The sequence below is a fragment of the Brachybacterium tyrofermentans genome (assembly GCF_014897585.1).
Lineage (GTDB): Bacteria > Actinomycetota > Actinomycetes > Actinomycetales > Dermabacteraceae > Brachybacterium > Brachybacterium tyrofermentans.
Genome location: NZ_JABUXW010000016.1, coordinates 93,553 through 114,034, shown reverse-complemented (window position 1 = coordinate 114,034; position 20,482 = coordinate 93,553). Strand labels below are relative to the sequence as shown.

The 20,482-nt window shown below is 70.0% G+C and carries 18 protein-coding genes; 7 read left to right on the top strand and 11 right to left on the bottom strand.

Annotated features, from left to right (window positions below):
• Positions 1 to 79 precede the first annotated feature (79 nt).
• The 4 genes from INT49_RS13195 to INT49_RS13180 form a co-directional block, all read right to left on the bottom strand.
• Positions 80 to 514 carry an ABC transporter substrate-binding protein gene (locus INT49_RS13195; RefSeq protein ID WP_193118206.1) on the bottom strand — a complete coding sequence of 145 codons (435 nt, stop codon included), beginning with the start codon at positions 512 to 514 and terminating at the stop codon, positions 80 to 82.
• Positions 515 to 680: 166 nt separating this feature from the next.
• Positions 681 to 2,105 carry an extracellular solute-binding protein gene (locus INT49_RS13190; RefSeq protein ID WP_193118205.1) on the bottom strand — a complete coding sequence of 475 codons (1,425 nt, stop codon included), beginning with the start codon at positions 2,103 to 2,105 and terminating at the stop codon, positions 681 to 683.
• Positions 2,102 to 3,028: a carbohydrate ABC transporter permease gene (locus tag INT49_RS13185; protein WP_193118204.1), complete on the bottom strand. Its 927-nt coding sequence runs from the start codon at positions 3,026 to 3,028 to the stop codon at positions 2,102 to 2,104. Before INT49_RS13185 ends, INT49_RS13190 begins: the two co-directional genes overlap by 4 nt.
• 16 nt (positions 3,029 to 3,044) lie before the next feature.
• Complete coding sequence (locus tag INT49_RS13180) at positions 3,045 to 4,067, bottom strand: carbohydrate ABC transporter permease (protein ID WP_193118203.1); 1,023 nt, start codon at positions 4,065 to 4,067, stop codon at positions 3,045 to 3,047.
• Positions 4,068 to 4,272: 205 nt separating this feature from the next.
• Between INT49_RS13180 and INT49_RS13175 the strand changes: the two genes are divergently transcribed.
• Complete coding sequence (locus INT49_RS13175) at positions 4,273 to 5,538, top strand: ROK family transcriptional regulator (protein ID WP_193118202.1); 1,266 nt, start codon at positions 4,273 to 4,275, stop codon at positions 5,536 to 5,538.
• A 14-nt stretch (positions 5,539 to 5,552) separates the two neighbouring features.
• Here INT49_RS13175 and INT49_RS13170 read toward each other — a convergent pair whose 3' ends face one another.
• Entirely contained in the window at positions 5,553 to 6,479 is a 927-nt protein-coding gene (locus tag INT49_RS13170) for an AEC family transporter (RefSeq protein WP_193118201.1), read from the bottom strand.
• A 167-nt stretch (positions 6,480 to 6,646) separates the two neighbouring features.
• Positions 6,647 to 7,072 carry an aspartate 1-decarboxylase gene (panD, locus tag INT49_RS13165; RefSeq protein ID WP_193118200.1) on the bottom strand — a complete coding sequence of 142 codons (426 nt, stop codon included), beginning with the start codon at positions 7,070 to 7,072 and terminating at the stop codon, positions 6,647 to 6,649.
• Between the two features lie 70 nt (positions 7,073 to 7,142).
• On the opposite strand from panD, the gene INT49_RS13160 reads away from it, so the two are divergent.
• Both INT49_RS13160 and INT49_RS13155 read left to right on the top strand, forming a co-directional pair.
• Positions 7,143 to 8,939 carry a DEAD/DEAH box helicase gene (locus tag INT49_RS13160; protein ID WP_193118199.1) on the top strand — a complete coding sequence of 599 codons (1,797 nt, stop codon included), beginning with the start codon at positions 7,143 to 7,145 and terminating at the stop codon, positions 8,937 to 8,939.
• Positions 8,936 to 10,330: an L-serine ammonia-lyase gene (locus INT49_RS13155; protein ID WP_193118198.1), complete on the top strand. Its 1,395-nt coding sequence runs from the start codon at positions 8,936 to 8,938 to the stop codon at positions 10,328 to 10,330. Before INT49_RS13160 ends, INT49_RS13155 begins: the two co-directional genes overlap by 4 nt.
• Here the strand turns inward: INT49_RS13155 and INT49_RS13150 are convergent.
• A complete protein-coding gene (locus tag INT49_RS13150; protein ID WP_193118216.1) occupies positions 10,311 to 11,423 on the bottom strand; it encodes an AMP-binding protein in 1,113 nt (370 codons plus the stop codon). The two genes, INT49_RS13155 and INT49_RS13150, sit on opposite strands and share 20 nt — an antisense overlap.
• A gap of 79 nt (positions 11,424 to 11,502) precedes the next feature.
• A complete protein-coding gene (locus INT49_RS13145; RefSeq protein WP_193118197.1) occupies positions 11,503 to 12,609 on the bottom strand; it encodes an NADH:flavin oxidoreductase/NADH oxidase in 1,107 nt (368 codons plus the stop codon).
• 99 nt (positions 12,610 to 12,708) lie between these two features.
• Here INT49_RS13145 and INT49_RS13140 point away from each other — a divergent pair, with 99 nt between their 5' ends.
• The 3 genes from INT49_RS13140 (at position 12,709) to acs (ending at position 15,868) form a co-directional block, all read left to right on the top strand.
• Positions 12,709 to 12,894, top strand: coding sequence for a ribbon-helix-helix domain-containing protein (locus tag INT49_RS13140; protein WP_193118196.1), 186 nt, complete (start codon positions 12,709 to 12,711; stop codon positions 12,892 to 12,894).
• 10 nt (positions 12,895 to 12,904) lie between these two features.
• Positions 12,905 to 13,729, top strand: a complete 825-nt coding sequence (locus tag INT49_RS13135; RefSeq protein WP_193118195.1) for a VOC family protein — start codon at positions 12,905 to 12,907, stop codon at positions 13,727 to 13,729.
• A gap of 159 nt (positions 13,730 to 13,888) precedes the next feature.
• A complete protein-coding gene (acs, locus tag INT49_RS13130; RefSeq protein ID WP_193118194.1) occupies positions 13,889 to 15,868 on the top strand; it encodes an acetate--CoA ligase in 1,980 nt (659 codons plus the stop codon).
• A gap of 120 nt (positions 15,869 to 15,988) precedes the next feature.
• On the opposite strand, the gene INT49_RS13125 is transcribed toward acs, so the two are convergent.
• Genes INT49_RS13125 through INT49_RS13115 form a run of 3 tightly spaced genes read right to left on the bottom strand, consistent with a single transcriptional unit; the run spans position 15,989 to position 19,016 of the window.
• Complete coding sequence (locus INT49_RS13125) at positions 15,989 to 16,981, bottom strand: DUF4097 family beta strand repeat-containing protein (RefSeq protein ID WP_193118193.1); 993 nt, start codon at positions 16,979 to 16,981, stop codon at positions 15,989 to 15,991.
• On the bottom strand, positions 16,978 to 17,634 hold the full coding sequence (locus INT49_RS13120; protein WP_193118192.1) for a response regulator: 657 nt from the start codon (positions 17,632 to 17,634) through the stop codon (positions 16,978 to 16,980). Before INT49_RS13120 ends, INT49_RS13125 begins: the two co-directional genes overlap by 4 nt.
• On the bottom strand, positions 17,631 to 19,016 hold the full coding sequence (locus tag INT49_RS13115; protein ID WP_193118191.1) for a sensor histidine kinase: 1,386 nt from the start codon (positions 19,014 to 19,016) through the stop codon (positions 17,631 to 17,633). Before INT49_RS13115 ends, INT49_RS13120 begins: the two co-directional genes overlap by 4 nt.
• Before the next feature lie 194 nt (positions 19,017 to 19,210).
• Here INT49_RS13115 and INT49_RS13110 point away from each other — a divergent pair, with 194 nt between their 5' ends.
• The gene (locus INT49_RS13110) at positions 19,211 to 20,401 is read left to right on the top strand and encodes a LacI family DNA-binding transcriptional regulator (protein WP_193118190.1); all 1,191 of its coding nucleotides are present in this window, start codon (positions 19,211 to 19,213) and stop codon (positions 20,399 to 20,401) included.
• The last annotated feature ends 81 nt before the right edge of the window (positions 20,402 to 20,482 follow it).

Genomic DNA, 20,482 nt, shown 5'->3' with positions numbered 1-20,482 from the left:
ACACCGCCCGACGCACCAGCGAAGGCAAGACCCCGCGAGAGATCAAACGCTGCCTCAAGCGATACATCGCCCGAGACCTCTACCGCCGACTTGAGAACCCACCACTATCCACTTGACGCACCATAGGAGCGTCGCCCTCAAGCTCCTCGATGAGCCCGTCGATGGACTCGAGGAGCCCGAGGGAGGCGAACTGAGGAGCGTTGAAGCGGTCCATCCAGTAGAGGTCCGGCCCCGTCTTGCCGCGGATCGCCGTGATGACGCTGGAGGCATCTCCTTCACCGTTCGAGGGCACCTGCGAGACCTCGACCTTCACGTCCGGGTTCTGCTCGGAGAAGGCCTCGAGGACTTTCGCCTCCTTCTCGGCGTCCGCTGCGCCGAGGCCCCAGAGCCGCACGGTGTTCGGGTCGCGATCCTCGCCGACGGGTCGGTTCGTGCAGCCGACGATCGAGCCGCCGGCAATGGTCACGCTCGCGCCGGCGCCGAGGGCGCGCAGCAGGGTTCGACGGTCGATCAAGAAGTGCCTCCGTAGGTGATGTCGCCGAGGGGACGGCGCTGGGTGCGGGTGGTTCGGTGCGCCTGCCGGATCGCCGGTGGATCGGTGGCGGACGCCGCCTGAGCGGGGCGGAAGTCCGAGGACCTCCGCCCCGCTCAGGGTCGGTCAGAACAGCTGCATGAGGTGATCAGGAGTTGGCCCCGGCCTTCTCCGCATCCTTGCTCGAGAAGTTCGGGTCCGGTTCTCCGAAGCCCTCGGGCAGGGTGATCGGGCAGAACTGCTGCATCGTCGGATCCACGTACTGCTGGGCCTCCTTGACCAGGTTCTCCGGGGTGTCGGATCCGGCGTTGATGCTGCCCTGCATGGTGAACATGGAATCCCAGAGCTTCGTCCCGACCGGCAGAGGGGGCCGGGACTTTGCGACGCCCATCAGCTCCACGAAGAACTTGATGTCCGGGCTCCAGCCCTCGGGATCGTTCAGCGTCTCGATGTTGGTGGGGATGTTGGTGATCTTGGGCATGAGGATCTTCTGGCCCTCGTGCCCGGCGTAGAACTTGAAGAACTCCCAGGAGGCCTTCGACATGCTCGCGCCCTTGGGCATCGCCAGGGCGAAGCCGCCGGCCCAGGTGAAGGGGTCATCGCCCTCATTCGGGACGGGGAGATAGGTGACCCCGTAGTCCATGTCCGGCTTGTACTGCTGCTGGCCCTTGACCGCCCAGGAACCGGTGATCTGGAACAACTGACGATCCGAGAAGAACGAGGTCTGGGTGGGAGGGGCGTTCGGCGGCTGGTAGGTCGCCTTGAACGCGTCCAGACGGGGGAAGTCGAGCTTGTCGATCCACCCGGCGTACATCGTCGCGACGTCGAGCATCTCCGGGGAGTCGAGCAGCACATGGCAGGTCTCGTTGGAGAACATCGGCACGTCGTTGGCCATCGCCCACATGAGCAGCGAGGCCTGATCGTCCCAGGGGATCCAGGTGACCCTCTCGTAGGTGCCGCGATCGTCCTGGACGTTGAACTGGTCGTTGATCTCCCAGATCTGGTCGTAGGACATCGGTCCGTTGGCGGGGTCCAGGAGCGCCGGATCGATCCCGGCCTCCTTCGCGAGTCCCTTGTTCACGAACAGACCGCGCGTGTCGGTGTCGACGGGGAGCCCGTAGTACTGGCCGTCGTAGAACAGCTCGTCGGTGGAGAACTTGATCCACTGCGCCATGAACTCCTCGACGCCCATGTCCTCGTGCTCCTCGATCAGCCCGTCGATGGGCTCGAGGAGTCCGAGCGAGGCGAACTGCGCCCCGTTGAAGCGGTCCACGAAGTAGACGTCCGGGCCGGTGCGACCGCGCACGGCGGTGATCGCGCTGGAGGCATCGCCCTGGCCGTTGGAGGGGACCTGGGAGACCTGGATCGTGACGTCCGGGTTCTTCTCGGTGAAGGCCTCGATGATGAGGGCCTCGTACTCGGCGTTCGTGCCGCCCTGGCCCCAGAGCTTGATGACGTTGGGGTCACGCTCGTCGCCGACGGGGCGGTTCGTGCACCCGACGATCGAGCCGCCGGCGACGGTGACGCTGGCGCCGGCGCCGAGGGCACGCAGCAGGGTTCGACGATCGATCACTTGAAGCCTCCGAGGGTGATGCCACTGATGAAGTAGCGCTGGAACATGAAGAACAGGATCACCAGCGGCAGCAGCACCAGGAACGATGCCGCCATGAGCAGGTTGAACTGGATGTCCTGGGAGTTCACGGAGCGGAACACCTGCATACCGATGGAGAGCGTCTGCTTGCTCTCGTCCTGCAGGTAGATCAGGGGGCCCATGAAGTCGTTCCAGGTGCCGACGGCCGCGAAGATCGCGATGACCGTGACCGCCGGGCGCGCGGTGGGGAACACGATCCGCCAGGCGATGGCCCATTCGCTGGCCCCGTCCACGCGCGCCGCATCCATCATGTCCTTCGGGGTCTGCAGCATGAACTGGCGCAGGAGGAAGGTGAAGAACCCGCCGGCGAAGAGTGCCGGGGCGATCAGGGGAACCCACGTGTTGACGAATCCGAGGCCCGCCCACATGTCGAACATGGGGATCAGAGTGACGGGGAACGGCAGGAACAGGGTGGCCAGCACGACGAAGAACACCTTGTTGCGGCCCGGCCACTCGATGCAGGCGAAGCCGAAGGCGACGATGAAGTTCGAGACCACGCTGAAGACGACCACGCTGATGGTGATGATCGCCGTGTTGCGGAAGAACGTCCAGAACGGCATCACCGTGACGGCGTCGACGAAGTTCTGCCACCTCAGCTCGTTCGGGAACAGCGTGGGCGGGAACTGGGCGAGCTCCTCCGGCGACTTCAGGGCGGAGATGAGCATCCAGTACAGCGGGAGGGAGAACAGGATGAGCACGACGAGCATCACGAGGCGCGACACCCATTTGCCCACGGGCCCCTGACGGGAGCCGTCGGGGTTGCGGCCGTAGTTCGACCGCGACTTGATCGTGGTGGGGGACTGACCGAGATTCTGCGTCCCGGTCTCGAGAGTATTGATAGCCATGTCTGTGTTGTGCTCCTCAGCCGGCCGACACGTCGTAGTTCACGAACCGGCGCGAGAGCCAGTAGATGAGTCCGGCCAGCAGCATGCCGAACAGGAACAGCAGCACGGCCAGCGCGGAGGCGAAGCCCAGCTGCCCGTACGAGAAGGCGTTGCGGTACAGGTACAGCATGTAGAACAACGTCGAGTTGTCCGGACCGCCGTTGGTCATGATGAACGCCTCGGTGAACACCATCATCGCGCCGGAGACGCCCGTGATCAGGTTGAACAGGATCGTCGGGGTCAGCAGCGGGACGGTGATCGAGAAGAACTGGCGCATGCGGCTCGCCCCGTCGATGCGGGCGGCCTCGTAGAGCGTCTCGGGGATGTTGCGCAGGCCTGCGAGGTAGATGAGGGCGGCGTTGCCCGCACCCAGCTGGGCCATCACGATCATCACGATCTTCGCGTAGCGCGGCTCGCCCAGCAGGTTCGTGTCCGGCATGCCGAACAGCCCCAGGAACTGGTTGACGATGCCGAACTGGGGGTTCACGAACACGATGAAGATGAAGGACATCGCGAACATCGGGATCAGCGAGGGCAGGTACAGCAGCGTGCGGTAGATCGCCACCTCCCGCACGTTGCGGTTCATCGCCAGGGCCAGCAGGAGCGCGATGATCAGGCCGATCGGCACCGCCAGCAGCATGTAGTACACGGTGTTGCCGACCGAGGTGTGCACCATCGGGTCGGCGAACGCGGCGATGTAGTTCTTGAACCCGATGAACGTCGGGGACTGCATGCCCGAGTACTGGGTCAGGCTGATCACGAAGGAGTAGATCAACGGGTAGATCACGAAGACGGCGACCCCGATGATCCACGGGGAGATGAAGAGCAGTCCCACCCGGAGATTGCGCTTCTCGCGCCCGGTGAGCTTCCTCTTGGCGGGTTTTCCGCCGGTGCCGTTCCGGGCGCTGGGCCCGCTTCGCGCAGTGCGGTCTGCGACGGGGCCGGTGCCGGATGATCCGGCCCGCGGTGTGTCCGTGGCAATGGCTTCGCTCGCGCTCATCGCTCTCCCTTCGGGTACTCACCGCGCCGCCATCGGAGCGGTGGAACGGAACGCCAGGCATCGGTGCCTTCGTGGGTGTGCCGACCTCGGCGCACGGACCACGCTGTTCCTGTGAGGTAGGTTACTCACACCGATGGACTAATGCAATAACCGCTTAAGCGATATCGTCATCGGGCAGGCGACCGACGAGGTGAGGAGGGGTGGGATGCGCGGATCATCGATGACGGACATCGGCGAGTTCAACGAGAAGCTGGTGCTCCAGACGATCCGCAGCGCCCCGGAGGGCATCGGGCAGTCCGACGTGGTCCGGCGCAGTCATCTCTCCCGGCAGGCGGTCTCGCTGATCACGCGCCGTCTGCTGGGGGACGGGCTGATCGAGCAGGCCGGGAGGCGGATCTCCGGTCCCGGCAAGCCGCACACGCTGCTGCGGGTGGTCGCCGATGCACGTCTCGCGATCGGTGTGCACCTGGATCCTGCCCACATCACCGTCGTGGTCTGTGATCTCGCAGCCCGTCCCGTGGCCAGGGCGACCCTCGAGCCGCCGACGGAGGATCCTCAGGCCGACATCGCCCGCATCGCCGACGCGATCGGGGCCCTGACCCGATCCCTCGGGGCACGGCCGTCGGAGCCCGTCGAGGACCCCGCCGAGCGGCACGAGCGGTCCGAGGCCCAGGAGGCCCTGCCCGCCGGCCGCCGGCTGCTCGGGATCGGCATCGCGGCCCCGGCCGGTCTCGACGCCGAGGCCGGCATCCTGCGCGATCCGCCGTGGATGCCCGGCTGGCGCGATGTCCCGGTGGTCGACGCGCTGAGCGCGGCGACGGGACTCCCGGCGATGCTCGACAAGGACACCAACGCCGCCCTCACCGGCGAGATCTGGTCGCGGCACCTCGACGCCTCGCAGACCGTCCTGTACCTCTATGTCGGCCACGGCGTCGGCTCGGCGATCAGCGCCAACGGGAGGGTGCATCGGGGCGGGAGCACCCAGGCCGGGGAGGTCGGGCACCTGCCGATCGGGCGGGCGGGGGAGATCTGCTCCTGCGGCCGCGCCGGCTGCCTCAGCCTCTATACCGACGCCCATGTCCTGGTGGGTCGCGCGCGCTCCCTCGGTGTCCCTCTGCCTGCCGGCGACGACATGACCGCCGCGCTCACGGCCCTCTCGCAGGCGGCGGAGGACGGTTCGGACGCGGCGCGAGGCGTCATCGCCGATCACGGCATCGCCCTGGGGGCCGCGGTGCGTCTCCTGGCGGGCATCCATGACCCGCGCCGGATCATCATCGGCGGACCGACCTGGCCCGCTCTGAGCTCCGTGGGCACGGCGCGGGTGCGGGAAGCCCTGGCGGACTGGTTGATCGAGGATCGCGCCGTGCTGGAGAACTCGCGGCTCGGCGACGACGGCGGGGCGATCGGTGCGGCGAGCCTGTTCCTCGACCAGGAGCTCGCGCCCGGCACCCCGGGCCCGTCCCCGTTCTGAGTGCCCTTCGGCGGTCAGACGCCGAGCAGGCCGGAGATCAGGAGCAGCACCACGACCGTTCCGATCGTGGTGATCAGCACCGTGTCCCGTGCGAGGTTCTCCGCGGCCCGGTAGCGGGCGGCGGCGACATAGACGTTCTGCGCCGTCGGCAGCGCGGCCATCACCACGACCTCGTAGAGAGAGTGCCCGGACAGCCCGAACAGCAGGCCGATGCCGAGGGCGATGAGGGGCATCACGAGCAGCTTCGCGCTCGAGGAGACGGCGATCAGACCGCGATAGCCGTCGTCCTTCGCGAGGGGCCGGGAGCCGTGCAGGGACAGCCCGTAGGCGAGCAGCATCGCGGGGATGGCCATGTCCGCGAGGGACTGGATCGGTTCGAGCACGACGCCCGGGATCTTCACGCCGAGCACCGCGAGCACCATGCCCACCGCGGCGGCGATGATCGTGGGGTTCGCGCCGATGCTGCGGGCCACGCCCTTGGGGCCGAGCGATTCCTTCTCCGTGATCTGGTGGAGCACGAACAGGTACAGCGGGTTGTAGACCGCCTGCTGGAAGAGGATCACGGGCAGGGCGTGGGAGATGTCTCCGAGCACGTAGGCGGCGATGGGGAAGCCCATGTTCGCGCCGTTGACCACGGAGCCGCTGATCGCCGCGACGACCAGCTCGGTGCCCCGGCGCTTCGTGAACAGCCGTACGCCGAGGATCAGCAGACCGCCGGTGGCCAGCCCGGAGATGCCTGCCACGGCCATCGGCACGGAGAAGATCTCGCGAAGGTCCGAGCTCAGCAGGCCCACGAGGACCAGGGCGGGGGAGGCGATGAAGAAGGTCGCCCGGTTCAGCACATAGCGGCCGTGGGGCCCGAGGACGCCCGTGCGGCCCGCCACCCAGCCCACGGCGATGAGGGACCAGACGATGAAGAACCCGGCCAGGACCCCGGTCACAGCAGGGGAGGGGGCTGGGCGGTGTTCACGGGGGAGATCCTAGACGTCGAGCGGGAAAGGGGCTTCCCGTGTCCACCGGTTGCCGCGGGCCGGGCGGACGGGCGATGGCGAGGTGCCCGGGCGGGGGGCCGGGGCGAAGCGCCCGGGCGGGCTGCCGTGGGGCCGGCTCAGCGCATGCCGTGCGACTCGCGGCCGCAGAGCTGGTCCGGCATCCCCGGGACGGGCTGCGCGCCGTCGTCGCCGATCGCGACGATGCGGTTGCTCTCGTCCACATGGACCACCCGGGGCCGGTGGGAGGAGATCTCGGTCTCGTCGAGCTGGCCGTACGCCATGAGGATCACGAGGTCACCGGGGGCCACGAGGTGGGCGGCGGCGCCGTTGATGCCGATCACGCCGCTGCCGCGCTCACCCTCGATCACGTAGGTGGTGAGGCGGTGACCATTGGTGATGTCCACGATCGTGACCTGCTCGTTCTCGACCAGGCCGGCCGCCTCGGTGAGAACGGGGTCGATCGTCACCGAGCCCACGTAGTGCAGGTCTGCCTGCGTGACGGTGGCTCGGTGGATCTTCGAAGTCATGAGTGTGCGCAACATCGTCCTTCCAGTCTCCCACGGTCGGCACATGCGGGATGATGGCGGTGTTCGTATCGTCAGGAGGATCACCATGCCCAAGGCCCGTCGTCGTTCCGCCCACAGCGGGGAACGTTTCGAGGACATGGCTCTGCCCGATGAACTGATCGGCGTCCTCGCCGATCAGGGACTCGAGCGGGCCTTCGAGATCCAGTCAGCGATCCTGCCGGATGCCCTGGCAGGACGCGACGTCCTGGCACGCGCAGAGACCGGCTCGGGCAAGACCCTCGCCTTCACCCTGGCGATGGCCTCTCGCTTCCGGGGCCGCAAGATGCACCGCAAGCGCCCCCTGGGCGTCGTGCTGGTCCCCACGCGCGAGCTCGCCGTCCAGGTCGTCGACACGATCCACCCCTTCGCCCGCGCAGTCGGCATGAAGGCGCAGCTCGTCGCCGGCGGGATGAACATCGAGAAGCAGGCCGACGCCATCAACCGCGGCGTCGGGATCGTCGTCGCGACCCCGGGGCGCCTGATCGATCTCGCCGAGCGCGGTGCCCTCCAGCTCGACCTCGTCGAGAGCACGGTCGTCGACGAGGCGGACCACATGGCCGACCTCGGCTTCCTGCCCGATGTGCGCGACATCCTCGCCGCCATCCCGATGGGCACCCAGAAGATGCTGTTCTCCGCCACGCTCGATGGCCAGGTCGAGGAGATCGTCGACAGCTTCCTGGTGGACCCGGTGAGCCACGAGACGACCCCGGTGACCGCCGCCGTGACCACGATGGATCACCACGTGCTCGCGATCGAGCCGTCGGCCAAGCGGTCCGTGACCGCGCAGCTCGGCGCCCGCGAGGGCCGCACCCTGATGTTCACCCGCACCCAGCTCGGCGCCGAGCGCGTCGCCCAGGAGCTGCTCGAGGTCGGTGTGCGGGCTGCCGCTCTGCACGGCAACAAGCAGCAGGGCCTGCGCATCAACGTGCTGGCAGGCTTCCGCGAGGGCGCCTACCCCGTGCTCGTGGCGACCGACGTCGCCGCACGAGGCCTCCACATCGACGATGTGACGATGGTCGTGCACGTCGACCCGTCCGACGACCTCAAGGAGTACGTGCACCGCTCGGGCCGCACCGCCCGCGCCGGGGCCACCGGTGTCGTCGTCACCCTCGCCCTGCCGCACCAGGTCGCCAAGACCCGCAGCATCGTCGCGGGAGCCAGTGTGGAGGCCACGTGGGCGGACGTCGCCAGTGCTGAGGAGCCCGCGCTCGAGCAGCTCGGCGGGCAGGCACCGGCCGGGACCCCGGCGGAGGATCCGGCGCAGGTGAAGTACAAGGGTGCGCCACGCAAGCTCGACATCCAGCGCACCGGCGGAGCAGATGCCCGTCGTGCCGAGGAGCGACGGGCGAACGAGGAGCGTCGCGCCTCCTGGGAGGAGGAGCCCGAGACCGAGAGCCCGCGTGGCGGCGGTCGTGGTGGTCGCGGAGGCCGCGCCGCCGGTGGCCGCGCCGCCGGAGGGCGCACGGCTGTCGGACGTGGTGGCAGCGCCGGTGGCGCCGGCTCCAGGACCCGGGGTGTCCGTGGGGACGCCGGAGCGGAGGAGCCCCGCCAGGGCGGGCCGCGCTCCGGAGGGGGACGCACGGTCGGCGGCCGTCGCGGCCAGCGCACTGCCGAGGCCGCCGGGCGGGACGCGCAGGACCGTGGCCGGGGCCGTGGTGGCGCGGGACGGGACGGCGCCGGTGAACGCGGTGGCCAGGCAGGTGGCCGCGGGGGCAAGGGCGGCGCCGGTGGCGCTGCGGGTGGCAAGGGTGGCAAGGGCGGCAAGGGTGGCCCCGGGAAGGGCGGTGCGCGAGGCAGCTCCGGTGCCCCATCCCGCAGTCCGCGTCGAGGAGGCGGACGGTGAGCATCAGCACGTTCGACCTGTTCAAGATCGGTATCGGGCCGTCGAGCTCGCATACGGTCGGTCCGATGCGCGCGGCGGCCCAGTTCGCCCGTGAGGTGCTCGAGGACGAACAGATCGGACCGCGGGTCGCCCAGGTGGAGGTGCACCTGTACGGGTCGCTCGCCGCTACCGCCACGGGGCACGGCACCCTGGACGCCGTGGTCATGGGGCTGGAGGGTTCCGATCCCGAGACCGTCGACCCGATCGCCGGGCGGGAGCGCGTGGCCCAGATCGAGGCCGAGGGCGGTCTGCTCCTGGGCGGTCAGCTCGAGGTGGGTCTGCGGCCGTCCGCCATCGTGCTGCACCCGCTGACCTTCCTGCCCCAGCACTCCAACGGGATGACCTTCTCGGCCCTCGACGGTGAGGGCGAGGAGCTCGTGCGTCGGCCCATGTTCTCCGTCGGAGGCGGTTTCGTGGTCGACGAGGCCGATATGGACCGCTCGATCGCCGAGGTCGCCGCCGAGGGCGAGGGGAGCGCCATCTTCACCACCGGCGACCAGCTGCTCCGGGCGTGCGAGGACCAGGGCATATCCGTCTCCGAGGCGATGCTCCAGCGCGAACGCCAGTGGCGCAGCGACGAGGAGATCCGTGCCGGACTGCTCACCATCTGGCAGTCCATGGACGACTGCATCCGGCGTGGCACGGCCACCAGCGGAACCCTCCCCGGCGGCCTCGAGGTCAAGCGCCGCGCCGCCTCCTGGTACGACTCCCTCAGCGCCGAGGACCCCGTGCGCCTGCCGATGAACGCCTTCGAGTGGGTGTCCCTCGCCGCCCTCGCGGTGAACGAGGAGAACGCCGCCGGCGGTCGCGTCGTCACCGCGCCCACCAACGGCGCAGCGGGCATCATCCCGGCGGTGCTGTTCTTCGCGACCACCTACATCGACGGGGTCGACCCCGACGAGATCGCCGTGCGCTTCCTGCTCACCGCCGGAGCGATCGGCTCTCTGTACAAGGAGCACGCCTCGATCTCCGGCGCGGAGGTCGGCTGTCAGGGCGAAGTCGGCTCCGCCTGCTCGATGGCTGCCGCGGCCCTGTGCGAGGCGATGGGCGGCAAACCCGCCCAGGTCGAGAACGCCGCCGAGATCGCGATGGAGCACAACCTCGGCCTGACCTGCGATCCCGTGGGCGGGTTGGTGCAGGTCCCCTGCATCGAGCGCAATGCCATGGCCGCGGTCAAGGCGATCACCGCGGCGCGGTTCGCGCTGCGCGGCACCGGGGAGCACTTCGTCTCCCTGGACACGGTCATCGAGACCATGCGCCAGACCGGCAAGGATATGAACGATCGCTACAAGGAGACCGCGATGGGCGGCCTCGCGGTCACCGCGGTGCCGGTCAGCGTCCCGGACTGCTGAACCGCACCTCGCGCGGCACTGATGCCGCGCCGAGATGGTCACGGACCAGGGCGCGCAGCTCCTCCGGGAGCGGCGCGGACTCCGCGGCGATACCCGCTGCGAGCGTCACCTCGGCGACGGTGCACGGTCCGAGGTCCGCATCGTGCACGACCCGCAGCTGGGCCGCGGTGACTCCGGGATGGGTGCGCAGCAGGCGCACCACCGCGATCGGGTCATGCACCATGCCGCCCTGGGTGAGGACGCCTTCGGCGCGGCCGGAGACCCGGACGGTGCCGTCGGCGTCGATCCCGCCCCGATCGGTGAGGTATGTGCGTCCCGCGGTGAACGGCGTGCGGGCCAGCAGCTGGCCGTCGCGCTCGCGCAGGCGGATGCCGCGCAGCGGGCGGCCGTCGACGGCGAGCGGGCCCGTCTCCGCCGTGCCGTAGATGTCGTGCACCCGGGCGCCGAAGTGCCGGGCGAGATCGGCTCGCAGCTGCGGGGACAGGACGTCGGATCCGGAGATCACACGCTCCATGCGGACCGGCCGGTTCCCGCCCAGCTCGCGGTCGGCGAGCATGAGCTCGACCAGGTGCACGGGGGCGCCGGCGAGCATGTCCACGGCGTGCTGATGCAGCAGATCCACCCGCTCGGCGGCGGGGAGATGGGACAGGTCCAGCACCGGGCAGCCGAGGGCGAGGGCGCCGAGGGCCACCAGCAGCCCATGCCCGTGCACCCCGGGAGCGGCGCTGGCCACCCGGCGACCCGGCCGCAGGCCGATCCGTCGGCCGAGATCCAGCAGGGTGAGGAACTGCGACGGAGAGAGCGGGCCTCGGCGCCGTGGAGAGAGGCGCTCGGGGGTCCCGCTCGACCGCAGCTCGAGCGGGGCATCGCTGGCGAGCACGGTGACCATGATCTGTCGCAGAGGAGCGTGGGCCGGCAGCAGGTTCCACGGCGAATGGCCGCGTCCCGGCAGCGCCGAGCCAGGACGATGCCGATGCAGCTGCGCCTGCGCGAGCAGCTCCTGCGCCGTGAGCTCGCCGAACTTGTCGATGAGCACCACCGAGCGCGGCGCCAGGGCGACCCGTGCACGCAGGGTCGCCGAGACCGGGAGCATCTTCACCGAGCCACCTCCTCCTTCATGATTCCCACTGCGACCATCACCTCGGATCCCACCACGAATCCGCTCGCCGAGCTCACCAGGATCCGCGGCGATAGGCGCCGGGATAGAGGGTTCCGTCCCGGACGCCGAGCTCATGGGCGGCGCGTTGCGGCCACCCGGCTTCTCGCAGGGCGGCCCGCCCGATCGCCACGAAATCCGCGTCGCCGCGGTCCAGGACGTCCTGGGCGGCGGCAGGGTCGGTGAGGAGCCCGACGGCCGCGACCGGCATGGAGACGGCCTCGCGCAGGGTGCGGGCGAAGCCGACCTGGTACTCAGGGCCGACGGCGATATCGGCGATCACGGCGCCCCCGGTGGAGACGTGCAGGGCGTCCACGCCGACCATCTCGAGGCTGCGGGCGAGGTCGATGGACTGCTCGATGCCCCAGCCGCCGTCGATCCAGTCGGTTGCACTGATCCGGACGATCAGCGGCTTCTGCGCAGGCCATTCCTCGCGCACCGCCGTCGCGATCTCGAGGGCGAGACGGCGTCGGCCGGTGGCGTCGGCCCCGTACTCGTCCGTCCGGGTGTTCACGAGCGGTGAGAGGAACTCATGGACCAGGTAGCCATGGGCGAAGTGGAGCTCGACAGCGTCGAAGCCGGCGCTCTCCGCGCGACGGGCCGCCGCGACGAAGTCCTGGACCACCTCGGCGATCTGCTCGCGGCTGAGGGCGTCCGGCGCGTCGAGGCCGGGGAAGGGATCGGTGGTGGGGCCGACGGCGCGCCAGCCCGAGGCGAACTCGGGGATGGTGCCGCGTCGGTTCGAGAACTGGGGGAGCGCCGGCCAGGTGGAGGCCTTGCGCCCGGCGTGCGCCAGCTGGACCGCGATCTTCGCGCCCTGCTGCTGGCAGAAGCCGGTGATGCGGGACCAGGCCTCGGCCTGGTCGTCGTTCCACAGGCCGGTGTCACGGGGACTGATGCGGCCCTCGGGGGAGACGGCGGTCGCCTCGGTGATGAGGAGCCCGAACCCGCCGGCGGCCCGTGCCCCGAGATGGACGAGGTGCCAGTCGGTGGGGACCCCGTCCTCCGCCTCGACCATGTACTGGCACATGGGGGCCAGCCAGATGCGATTGCGGATCTCGAGACCGCTCAGGCGGGTCGGCTCCAGCAGCGGCGGCTGCGCGGCGGCGGTATCGGGGGCCATGGGACTCCACGATAGTCGCACGGCCTGCACCTCTGCCCATCTGCCCGGCCCGTGGGGACCGCACGACGAGAGGTAATGCGAGGATGCTAGAATCCTGGCATGGTAGAAGTTCCGAAGAGTCCCGCCAGCAGCCCCAAGGTGCAGTTCAACGTGTACCTGCCCAAGGACCTCGTGGTCGCGGTGAAGCACCGTGCGATCGATGAGTCCACCAGCCTCAGCGCCCTCGTCGAGACGGCGCTGACGCAGTACCTCACCCACTCCACCACCCAGCGCGACGACGCCTGAGGAGATCGACATGACCGAGCATCCTGTTCCAGCCCACCGGGCCACCCCGGACCCCAGTGCCTTCACCGTCTTCCCGCTGCGGTTCACAGCGAAGCCCCGTGCGCTCATCGACTTCCTGCGCACGGTGGGGATGGCCCCGCTGCTGACCTCGCCGAGCGATCAGTACGCCGAGCTCGTCGCCGGCGGCGGCGGTCGCGTCATGGTCCATTCCGCGTCGACCTCGGCGACCGGCTCCCCGGCCGGGGAGACCCAGCTGAGCACGGTCGTGCGTTCGACCGACGCCGCGGCCGAGCAGCTGCGCGAGGCGGGGCTCGAGGTGACGGTCTGGGACGAGGCCTATGGGCGGCAGGGGAACATCACCGGACCCCATGGCGAGGCGATCGGGCTGAACGAGGATCAGGAGGACCACTACGGCTATGTCGCCCATGACGGCGCCGGGGCGGACGCCCGCCTGTCGGTGGTCGCCGTCCGGGCCAGTGCCGAAGGCGTCGAACGGGACCGTGACGTCGCGTTCTTCGGTGCTCTCGGCTTCGTCCCGGCCGACGCGGGCAGTCCGGCCTACCGGGCCCTCGTGAGCCCGGGCAGTGGCGGGGTCGGCCTGCATGCCCCGGCCGAGGGAGAGGTGGCATCCCGGCCCGGAGGTGATTCGGCCCATCCCGCTCTGCGGGTCCCGCTCGTCCGCCTCGGGTTCACGACCACCGAAGACCTCGGGGAGCTCGCCGCCCGCCTCACGGACGGCGGATATACCGCACGTGTGGTCGAGGGCGGGGCGGTGCGCAGCGTGCACGTCGCCGATCCTGACGGTCAGCACCTGGAGATCCATCCCGCGAGCTGAGTCCGAGCGGCGACGAGAGTCCGCACGGCCGAGTCGCTCCGGGCGCCTGGCAGCGGACGTCCGCGCGGTGGACGGTGCCCGTGACGTGGGTCTCCTGCGATACGGTTGGGCCGTCCGTTTCGCCCCGGCGAGCCCGGGGCCCGTGAACCAGGAGTACTCATGACTGACGACGCCGCCACCGGGATCGAGAACCTCTCCCAGGAGACCCGTACGTTCTCCCCCTCCTCCGAGTTCGTCCAGAACGCGGTCGGTCGCCCTTCTCTCTACGAGGAGGCCGAGCGGGACCGGCTGGCCTTCTGGAGGGCGCGGGCGAGCCTGCTCAGCTGGAAGACCCCCTTCACCGAGACCCTCGACTGGACCGATCCGCCGTTCGCGAAGTGGTTCGCCGATGGCACCCTGAACGCGGCCTACAACTGCGTGGACCGCCATGTGGAGTCCGGCCACGGCGAGCAGGTCGCCCTGTACGCCGAGTACGAGGACGGCTCCGATGCGACCTTCACCTACGCCGAGGTCAAGGACGAGATCAGCAAGATGGCGAACGTCCTGACGGACCTCGGGGTGAAGACCGGCGACCGCGTCGCCATCTATCTGCCGATGATCCCCGAGGCGACCTTCGCGATGCTGGCCTGCGCCCGCATCGGTGCCCCCCACTCCCTCGTCTTCGGAGGCTTCAGCGCCGACGCGCTGCGCTCACGCATCGAGGATGCCGAGGCACGGGTCGTCATCACCGCCGACGGCCAGAACCGCCGCGGGAAGCAGCTGCCGCTGAAGCCCGCGGTCGACGAGGCGCTCGCCGGAGGCGGCGACAGCGTCGAGAAGGTCCTCGTGGTCCGTCGCACCGGTGGCGACGTCGAGTGGACCGAGGGTCGCGACGTCTGGTGGCACGAAGCCCGCGAGAGCGCCTCCGCCCAGCACGAGCCCGTCTGGGTCGAGGCCGAGCACCCGCTGTTCATCCTCTATACCTCCGGCACCACCGGGAAGCCCAAGGGCATCATCCACACGACCGGCGGGTACCTCACGCAGGCCGCCTACACCCACCGTGCCGTCTTCGACCTCAAGCCGTCCTCGGACGTCTACTGGTGCACGGCGGACGTTGGCTGGGTCACCGGCCATACCTACGTGGTCTACGGGCCTATGGCCAACCGCACCACCCAGGTGATCTACGAGGGCACCCCGGACAGCCCCCACCAGGGCCGGTGGTGGGAGATCATCGAGAAGTACAAGGTCACGCAGTTCTACTCCTCGCCCACGGCGATCCGTACCGCGATGAAGTGGGGCGAGGAGATCCCGGCGAAGTTCGACCTGTCCTCGCTGCGCCTGCTCGGCAGCGTCGGAGAGGCGATCAACCCCGAGGCATGGATGTGGTATCGCCGCGTGATCGGCGGGGACAGCTGCCCGATCGTCGACACCTGGTGGCAGACGGAGACCGGCGGCATCATGATCTCCCCGCTGCCGGGCATCACCTCGACCAAGCCGGGCTCGGCGCAGGTCGCGCTGCCCGGCATCAGCGCCGACGTCGTCGACGAATCGGGGAAGTCGGTCGCGAACGGTGATGGCGGCTATCTCGTGCTCAACGAGCCGTGGCCGGGCATGCTGCGCGGTATCTGGGGTGATCCGGAGCGCTTCAAGGAGACCTACTGGTCGCGCTTCGAGGGGACCTACTTCGCCGGCGACGGCGCCAAGCGCGACGAGGACGGAGACATCTGGCTGCTGGGTCGCGTGGACGACGTCATGAACGTCTCCGGCCATCGCCTTTCGACCATGGAGATCGAGTCCGCCCTGGTCAGCCACGAGTGGGTGGCAGAGGCCGCCGTGGTCGGCGCGAACGACGAGACCACCGGGCAGGCACCGGTCGCCTTCGTGATCCTGCGCTCGGGCAACGATGAGGTCATCTCCGCCGCCGGCGGCGAGGACAAGGTGCCCGAGATGCTCCGTGCCCACGTGGGCAAGGAGATCGGTCCGATCGCCAAGCCCAAGAAGGTGCTCCTGGTCTCCGAGCTGCCGAAGACCCGTTCCGGCAAGATCATGCGCCGCCTGCTGCGGGATGTCGCCGAGAACCGTCAGGTCGGCGACACCCAGACCCTCGCCGATGCGTCGGTCATGGACCTCATCCAGAAGGGGCTGGGCGGCAAGGCCTGAGCCACCTCTTCGCCTCAGGAGCTCGATCACGGGCGGGCGCCCCGGTCCATGACCGGGGCGCCCGCCCGTGATCGTGGTGTCCGGGACAGGACGGGACGGAGTCAGCGGGAGCTGGTCACGTCAGCGGGAGACGGTCACGTTCCCGAGCTCGGAGGTCACCGTGAGGGTGCCCACCTCGTCCCCGGTCCGTGCGGTGAAGCTCGGATCCACACTCCGTTCGCCGAGCTCGGTGCTCGCCGTGACGGACCACTGGGTGGTCCCCGGTGCGGTGAGGTAGACGTCACCCAGCTCGGAGCTCACGGCCACGTCGCCGCTCGCATCCACCGGCAGCAGCAGGTCGGCGTTGCCCACTGAGGTGGTCACCTCGACCGCGTCCGGGGTGGGGCCCTCGAGCTCCACCTCGACATCGCCCACGTCGCTCGTCACGGTCAGCCCGCCCGGGGCGGCCACGGAGGCGAGGCGCACGTCGCCCACCTCAGAGGCCACCGCGAGGGAGGAGAACGACCCCGTGGCGTCGACATCGCCCACGGTGGACGTGAGATCGAGAGACAGGTCGAGGTCGTTCGGGACGAGCAGGAGAAGGTCGCGCGTGTCGTTCTCCCAGGGAATCACGGCCGGCCCTCCGGGCTGGCGCACGGCGATGCTCGGGGCATCGGCCCCGCCCGTGCGGTCGATGGAGGCCTGCGCCGTCGCGCCGTCCGCCGGCAGCGTCGTCGAGCCCTCCTCGACGAAGGCCAGGGTGACCTCGTCGACGTCCGCGGATCGCAGGACGTGCACGTCGCCGAGATCATTGGTGAGCTCGAGCGCGCTGGGGGTCCCGAGGCCGGTCGTCGCCGGAATCTCGGAGAAGCTGCGGGTGGTGAGCCAGCTCGACACCGAGACCGCGGTGAGCCCCAGCAGGAGCAGGAGCAGCACGATCGCCCCGAGGAGCGTGATCAGCAGACGCCAGGACCTGTCGCCCTGCGGGGACGGGGACAGCCGTCGACCCGGCTCGAGCACGGATCCGCGAGCGGAGTCGGGTCCAGCGGCAGAGCCGGGCCCTGGTGCGGGATCGGGCCGAGGAGCAGCGCCGGGCCCATGCGGAGGTCGGGATGCGGACTGCAGGGTGGTCATGAATGGTCCTCGGATTCCAGGTAGCGCAGCACGGCCATCACGCGTCGGTTCTCCCCGTCCACGGGGGGAAGGTCGAGCTTGGTGAGCAGCGAGGAGATGTGCTTCTCCACGCTGCCGGCGGAGACGAACAGGGCGTCGGCGATCGCCTGGTTGGCCCGGCCCTGGGCCATCAGCGAGAGCACCTCGCGCTCCCGTGGCGTCAGACCCTCCAAGGTGCGACGGCGACGGGAGCGGATGAAGATCTGCTGGACCACCTCGGGGTCCAGCCAGGTGCCCCCGTTCCCGACGTCGGTGACCACGGAGAGGAAGTCGTCGACATCGGCGACCCGGTCCTTGAGCACATAGCCCAGCCCGTGCGGGGAGTCGGCGATCAGGTCCGAGGCGTAGCGCTCCTCGACGTACTGCGAGAGCACCAGCAGGGCCACGGCGGGGTCCTGCTGGCGGATGAGCATCGCCGCCCGGACCCCCTCGTCGGTGAACGTCGGCGGCATGCGCACGTCGATCACCGCGAGATCGGGCTGGTGATGGGAGACCGCGCTGAGCAGGGTGGTGGCGTCGCCGACGGCGGCGACCACCTCGTGTCCGGCGTCGGTGAGCAGGCGTTCCACGCCCGCCCTCAGCAGCACGGCGTCGTCGGCGATCACGATCCTCATCGGAGGGCCTCCTGGGTTTCGGGTCCGGCGGGGGATGCCGTTGAGGGCGGAGAGGCAGTGCTGGCGATGTCGGTGGTGCGGCTGATGCGCGCCTCGCGGAGGTCGCTGACAGCGCTGGAGTGCAGGGGGAGCCTGGCGTCCAGGACGGTGCCACCCTCTGCAGGGCTGGTCACCTCGAGCCGCCCGCCCGTCGCCCGGACCCGGTCGGTGAGCCCGGCGAGACCGGTGGAGAACCCGTCGCGGCGCACCGTCGCCCCGCCCCGGCCGTCATCCTCGATCCGCACGTGCAGCGAGGTGGAGGTCTGGACGACCCGGACACCGACCCGGGATGCCCCGGAGTGCTTGGCCACGTTGGTGAGCGCCTCGGAGACGACGAAGTAGGCGACGGCCTCCCTCTCGCGGTCCAGCCGGGGAGCCCCGGCTCCGGCGAGCTCGACCTCCAGCTCCACCGGGATCCGGGAGCGGGCGGCGAGGGCGGAGAGCGCCGCATCCAGCCCGCGGTCGGTCAGCACGGCCGGGTGGATGCCGCGGGCGAGCTGCCGCAGGTCCGTCATGACAGCCTTCGACTCGGCGTGCGCCTGGCCCACGAGGTCGGCGGCGCGGTCGGGATCCGTGCGGATCGCCAGCTTCGCCATCCCGAGGGTCATGGCGAGGCTGACGAGACGTGGCTGCACACCGTCGTGGAGATCCCGCTCGATGCGCAGCCGCTCCTGGGCGGCTGCATCGACCGCGCCCTGGCGACGCTCGGCGAGCTCGGCGACCTGTTCGCGCAGATCATCCTCGGAGCCGGAGATGAGGACCCGGGCCAGTCCGCGATCCGCGAGCGCCCCGAGCACCAGGGCGAGCACGGAGAGCAGCACGAGGCTCACGGCGATGACGCCCAGCATCCAGCGGGAGAGGTCGATCGCTCCGACCTGCAGCGGGCCGTGGCGCAGCGCGATGTCGCCGGCGCTCCAGCCCAGCCACAGCAGGGCCACGAAGAGGAGGGAGAACAGGCCCGCCACGAACATCGCGACGTGATGGTGCAGGACGCCGCGCCAGAAGGCACCGGATCCGAGCTCGAGCCACCGATCGTGGATCCACCCTCCGACGCCCGTGCGCCACGAGCGCCGCCGGGACGGCAGGATCACGGAGATCCCGTGCACGGCGATGGCGCGACGCCGCTCGATCCGGACCGCGCCCTGCATGATCAGGAGCCAGGGGATGATCAGCAGCAGGCCGGACCCGAGGGCGGGCAGGGCGCCGAGACCTGAGAACAGCAGCGCCAGGCTGATCCAGAACCAGGAGAGGAACAGGAGGCCGCCCAGGAGCACGGAGGCGAGCGCCGCGGCGTGCAGCCGGGATCGCGGAGCCACCGGTGGGGGCGCAGTGGTGTCTTCCATGGTCCTGACAGTATTCGTGATGGCGGATGCGGCCTAGAGGGCCCTCCGACGTCCTGGGTGGGGGATAACCCCCGAACGACCTGGGTGGGGGCAACCGCTGAACGGGAGCCGAGTCGGCCGATCCGCGGACGGTGTGAGGTGCGCACCGGCCAGGTCGTGCCCGGACCAGGGTGGAAATGCGGTTCAATGGGTCCATGAGCAGTGATGCGAGCGCTTCGTCCGACGAGACCATCGATCCCGGATCCGACACCGGTACTCCGCCCGGAGAGGGGGGTCGCAGCGGTCAGGTCGTCGAGGGTGTCGACGAGACCGCCGCCGAGCTGGCCCGGTCAGGGCAGGAGCGCGGCACCCTGCGAGATGTCGCGGACTCCCTCGGCATCTCCAGTGCGGTCGCGCTGCGGGCCCTGCGCGGCGCCGAGGAGATCAAGCCCCTGATGGCCAGCAAGGTGCGGGAGACCGCCGAGCGACTCCACTTCCCGCTCGAGGAGCTCAGCGGCGAGGCGGACCACCGCGGGGTCGTCGCGGTCCTCGTGAACACGATGCGCAACACCTGGATCTCGGACCTGGTGCGCGCGATCCGGATCGAGCTGGCGGCGACCGGGCGCTCGGCCGTGGTGGTCCCCACCCGGCGCCGGATCCCCGAGTACCCGGTGGCGGCGGATACGGACGCGATCGAGTCCCTCGTCGACCTGGGCGTCGACGGCTTCCTGATGATCTCGGACCTCGCCGACATGGACACCGTGCTCGAGGCGACCGCGGGCCGTCCCTTCGTGGGCATCGGGTGCTCGAAGAGCTTCATCGGCAGGTTCGACACCGTGCGCATCGACGATGAGGTCGGACAGGGCCTGCTGGTCGACCACCTGGTCGGCCTGGGGCATCGCGAGATCGCCCATATCGGCGGAGTCGGGGCGGAGGTCGCCCGCGAGCGCTCCGAGGCCTTCCGCGCCGCGATGGAGCGTCACGGCCTCGGCGAGAGCGCCCGCATCGAGCCCGGCGACTTCACCGAGCAGGTCGGGCAGACGGCCGGCTCGATGCTGCTGCGAGGGAGCAAGGTTCCCACCGCGGTCACCTGCGCGAACGACGTCACGGCCGTCGGGCTGCTCTCGGCGGCCCGCGAGGCCGGCATCTCGGTGCCCGAGGAGCTCGCCGTCGCCGGCTACGGCAACACGTCCCTGGCCTCCTCCGGCGTCTCCCAACTGACGAGCGTGGACCCCAACTCCTCCCGGCTCGGTGCGCTTGCCGCGCAGTTCCTGGTCGAGCGGGTCTCCGGTCTGGAGACACCCGCGCGCGACGTCGCCGTCGCCCCGTCGATCGTGGTGCGACGATCGAGCTCGGCCGGCCCCCGACCCGAGTCCACGAAGCGCAAGCGGATCTCGGTCGACTGACGGCGACCGCACGATCCCCCTCTCCGTCCCGAGCGCGCTCCGCGCCCCGAGGACACGAATCCCCGACACCCTGCGTTAGGC

Bases quoted from the DNA above. Each gene is read 5' to 3' on its own strand.
- INT49_RS13185 (WP_193118204.1), bottom strand. From the start codon at position 3,028: ATGGCTATCAATACTCTCGAGACCGGGACGCAGAATCTCGGTCAGTCC.
- INT49_RS13180 (WP_193118203.1), bottom strand. From the start codon at position 4,067: ATGAGCGCGAGCGAAGCCATTGCCACGGACACACCGCGGGCCGGATCA.
- INT49_RS13175 (WP_193118202.1), top strand. From the start codon at position 4,273: ATGCGCGGATCATCGATGACGGACATCGGCGAGTTCAACGAGAAGCTG.
- panD (WP_193118200.1), bottom strand. From the start codon at position 7,072: ATGTTGCGCACACTCATGACTTCGAAGATCCACCGAGCCACCGTCACG.
- INT49_RS13160 (WP_193118199.1), top strand. From the start codon at position 7,143: ATGCCCAAGGCCCGTCGTCGTTCCGCCCACAGCGGGGAACGTTTCGAG.
- INT49_RS13150 (WP_193118216.1), bottom strand. From the start codon at position 11,423: ATGCTCCCGGTCTCGGCGACCCTGCGTGCACGGGTCGCCCTGGCGCCG.
- INT49_RS13145 (WP_193118197.1), bottom strand. From the start codon at position 12,609: ATGGCCCCCGATACCGCCGCCGCGCAGCCGCCGCTGCTGGAGCCGACC.
- INT49_RS13140 (WP_193118196.1), top strand. From the start codon at position 12,709: ATGGTAGAAGTTCCGAAGAGTCCCGCCAGCAGCCCCAAGGTGCAGTTC.
- INT49_RS13135 (WP_193118195.1), top strand. From the start codon at position 12,905: ATGACCGAGCATCCTGTTCCAGCCCACCGGGCCACCCCGGACCCCAGT.
- acs (WP_193118194.1), top strand. From the start codon at position 13,889: ATGACTGACGACGCCGCCACCGGGATCGAGAACCTCTCCCAGGAGACC.
- INT49_RS13125 (WP_193118193.1), bottom strand. From the start codon at position 16,981: ATGACCACCCTGCAGTCCGCATCCCGACCTCCGCATGGGCCCGGCGCT.
- INT49_RS13120 (WP_193118192.1), bottom strand. From the start codon at position 17,634: ATGAGGATCGTGATCGCCGACGACGCCGTGCTGCTGAGGGCGGGCGTG.
- INT49_RS13115 (WP_193118191.1), bottom strand. From the start codon at position 19,016: ATGGAAGACACCACTGCGCCCCCACCGGTGGCTCCGCGATCCCGGCTG.
- INT49_RS13110 (WP_193118190.1), top strand. From the start codon at position 19,211: ATGAGCAGTGATGCGAGCGCTTCGTCCGACGAGACCATCGATCCCGGA.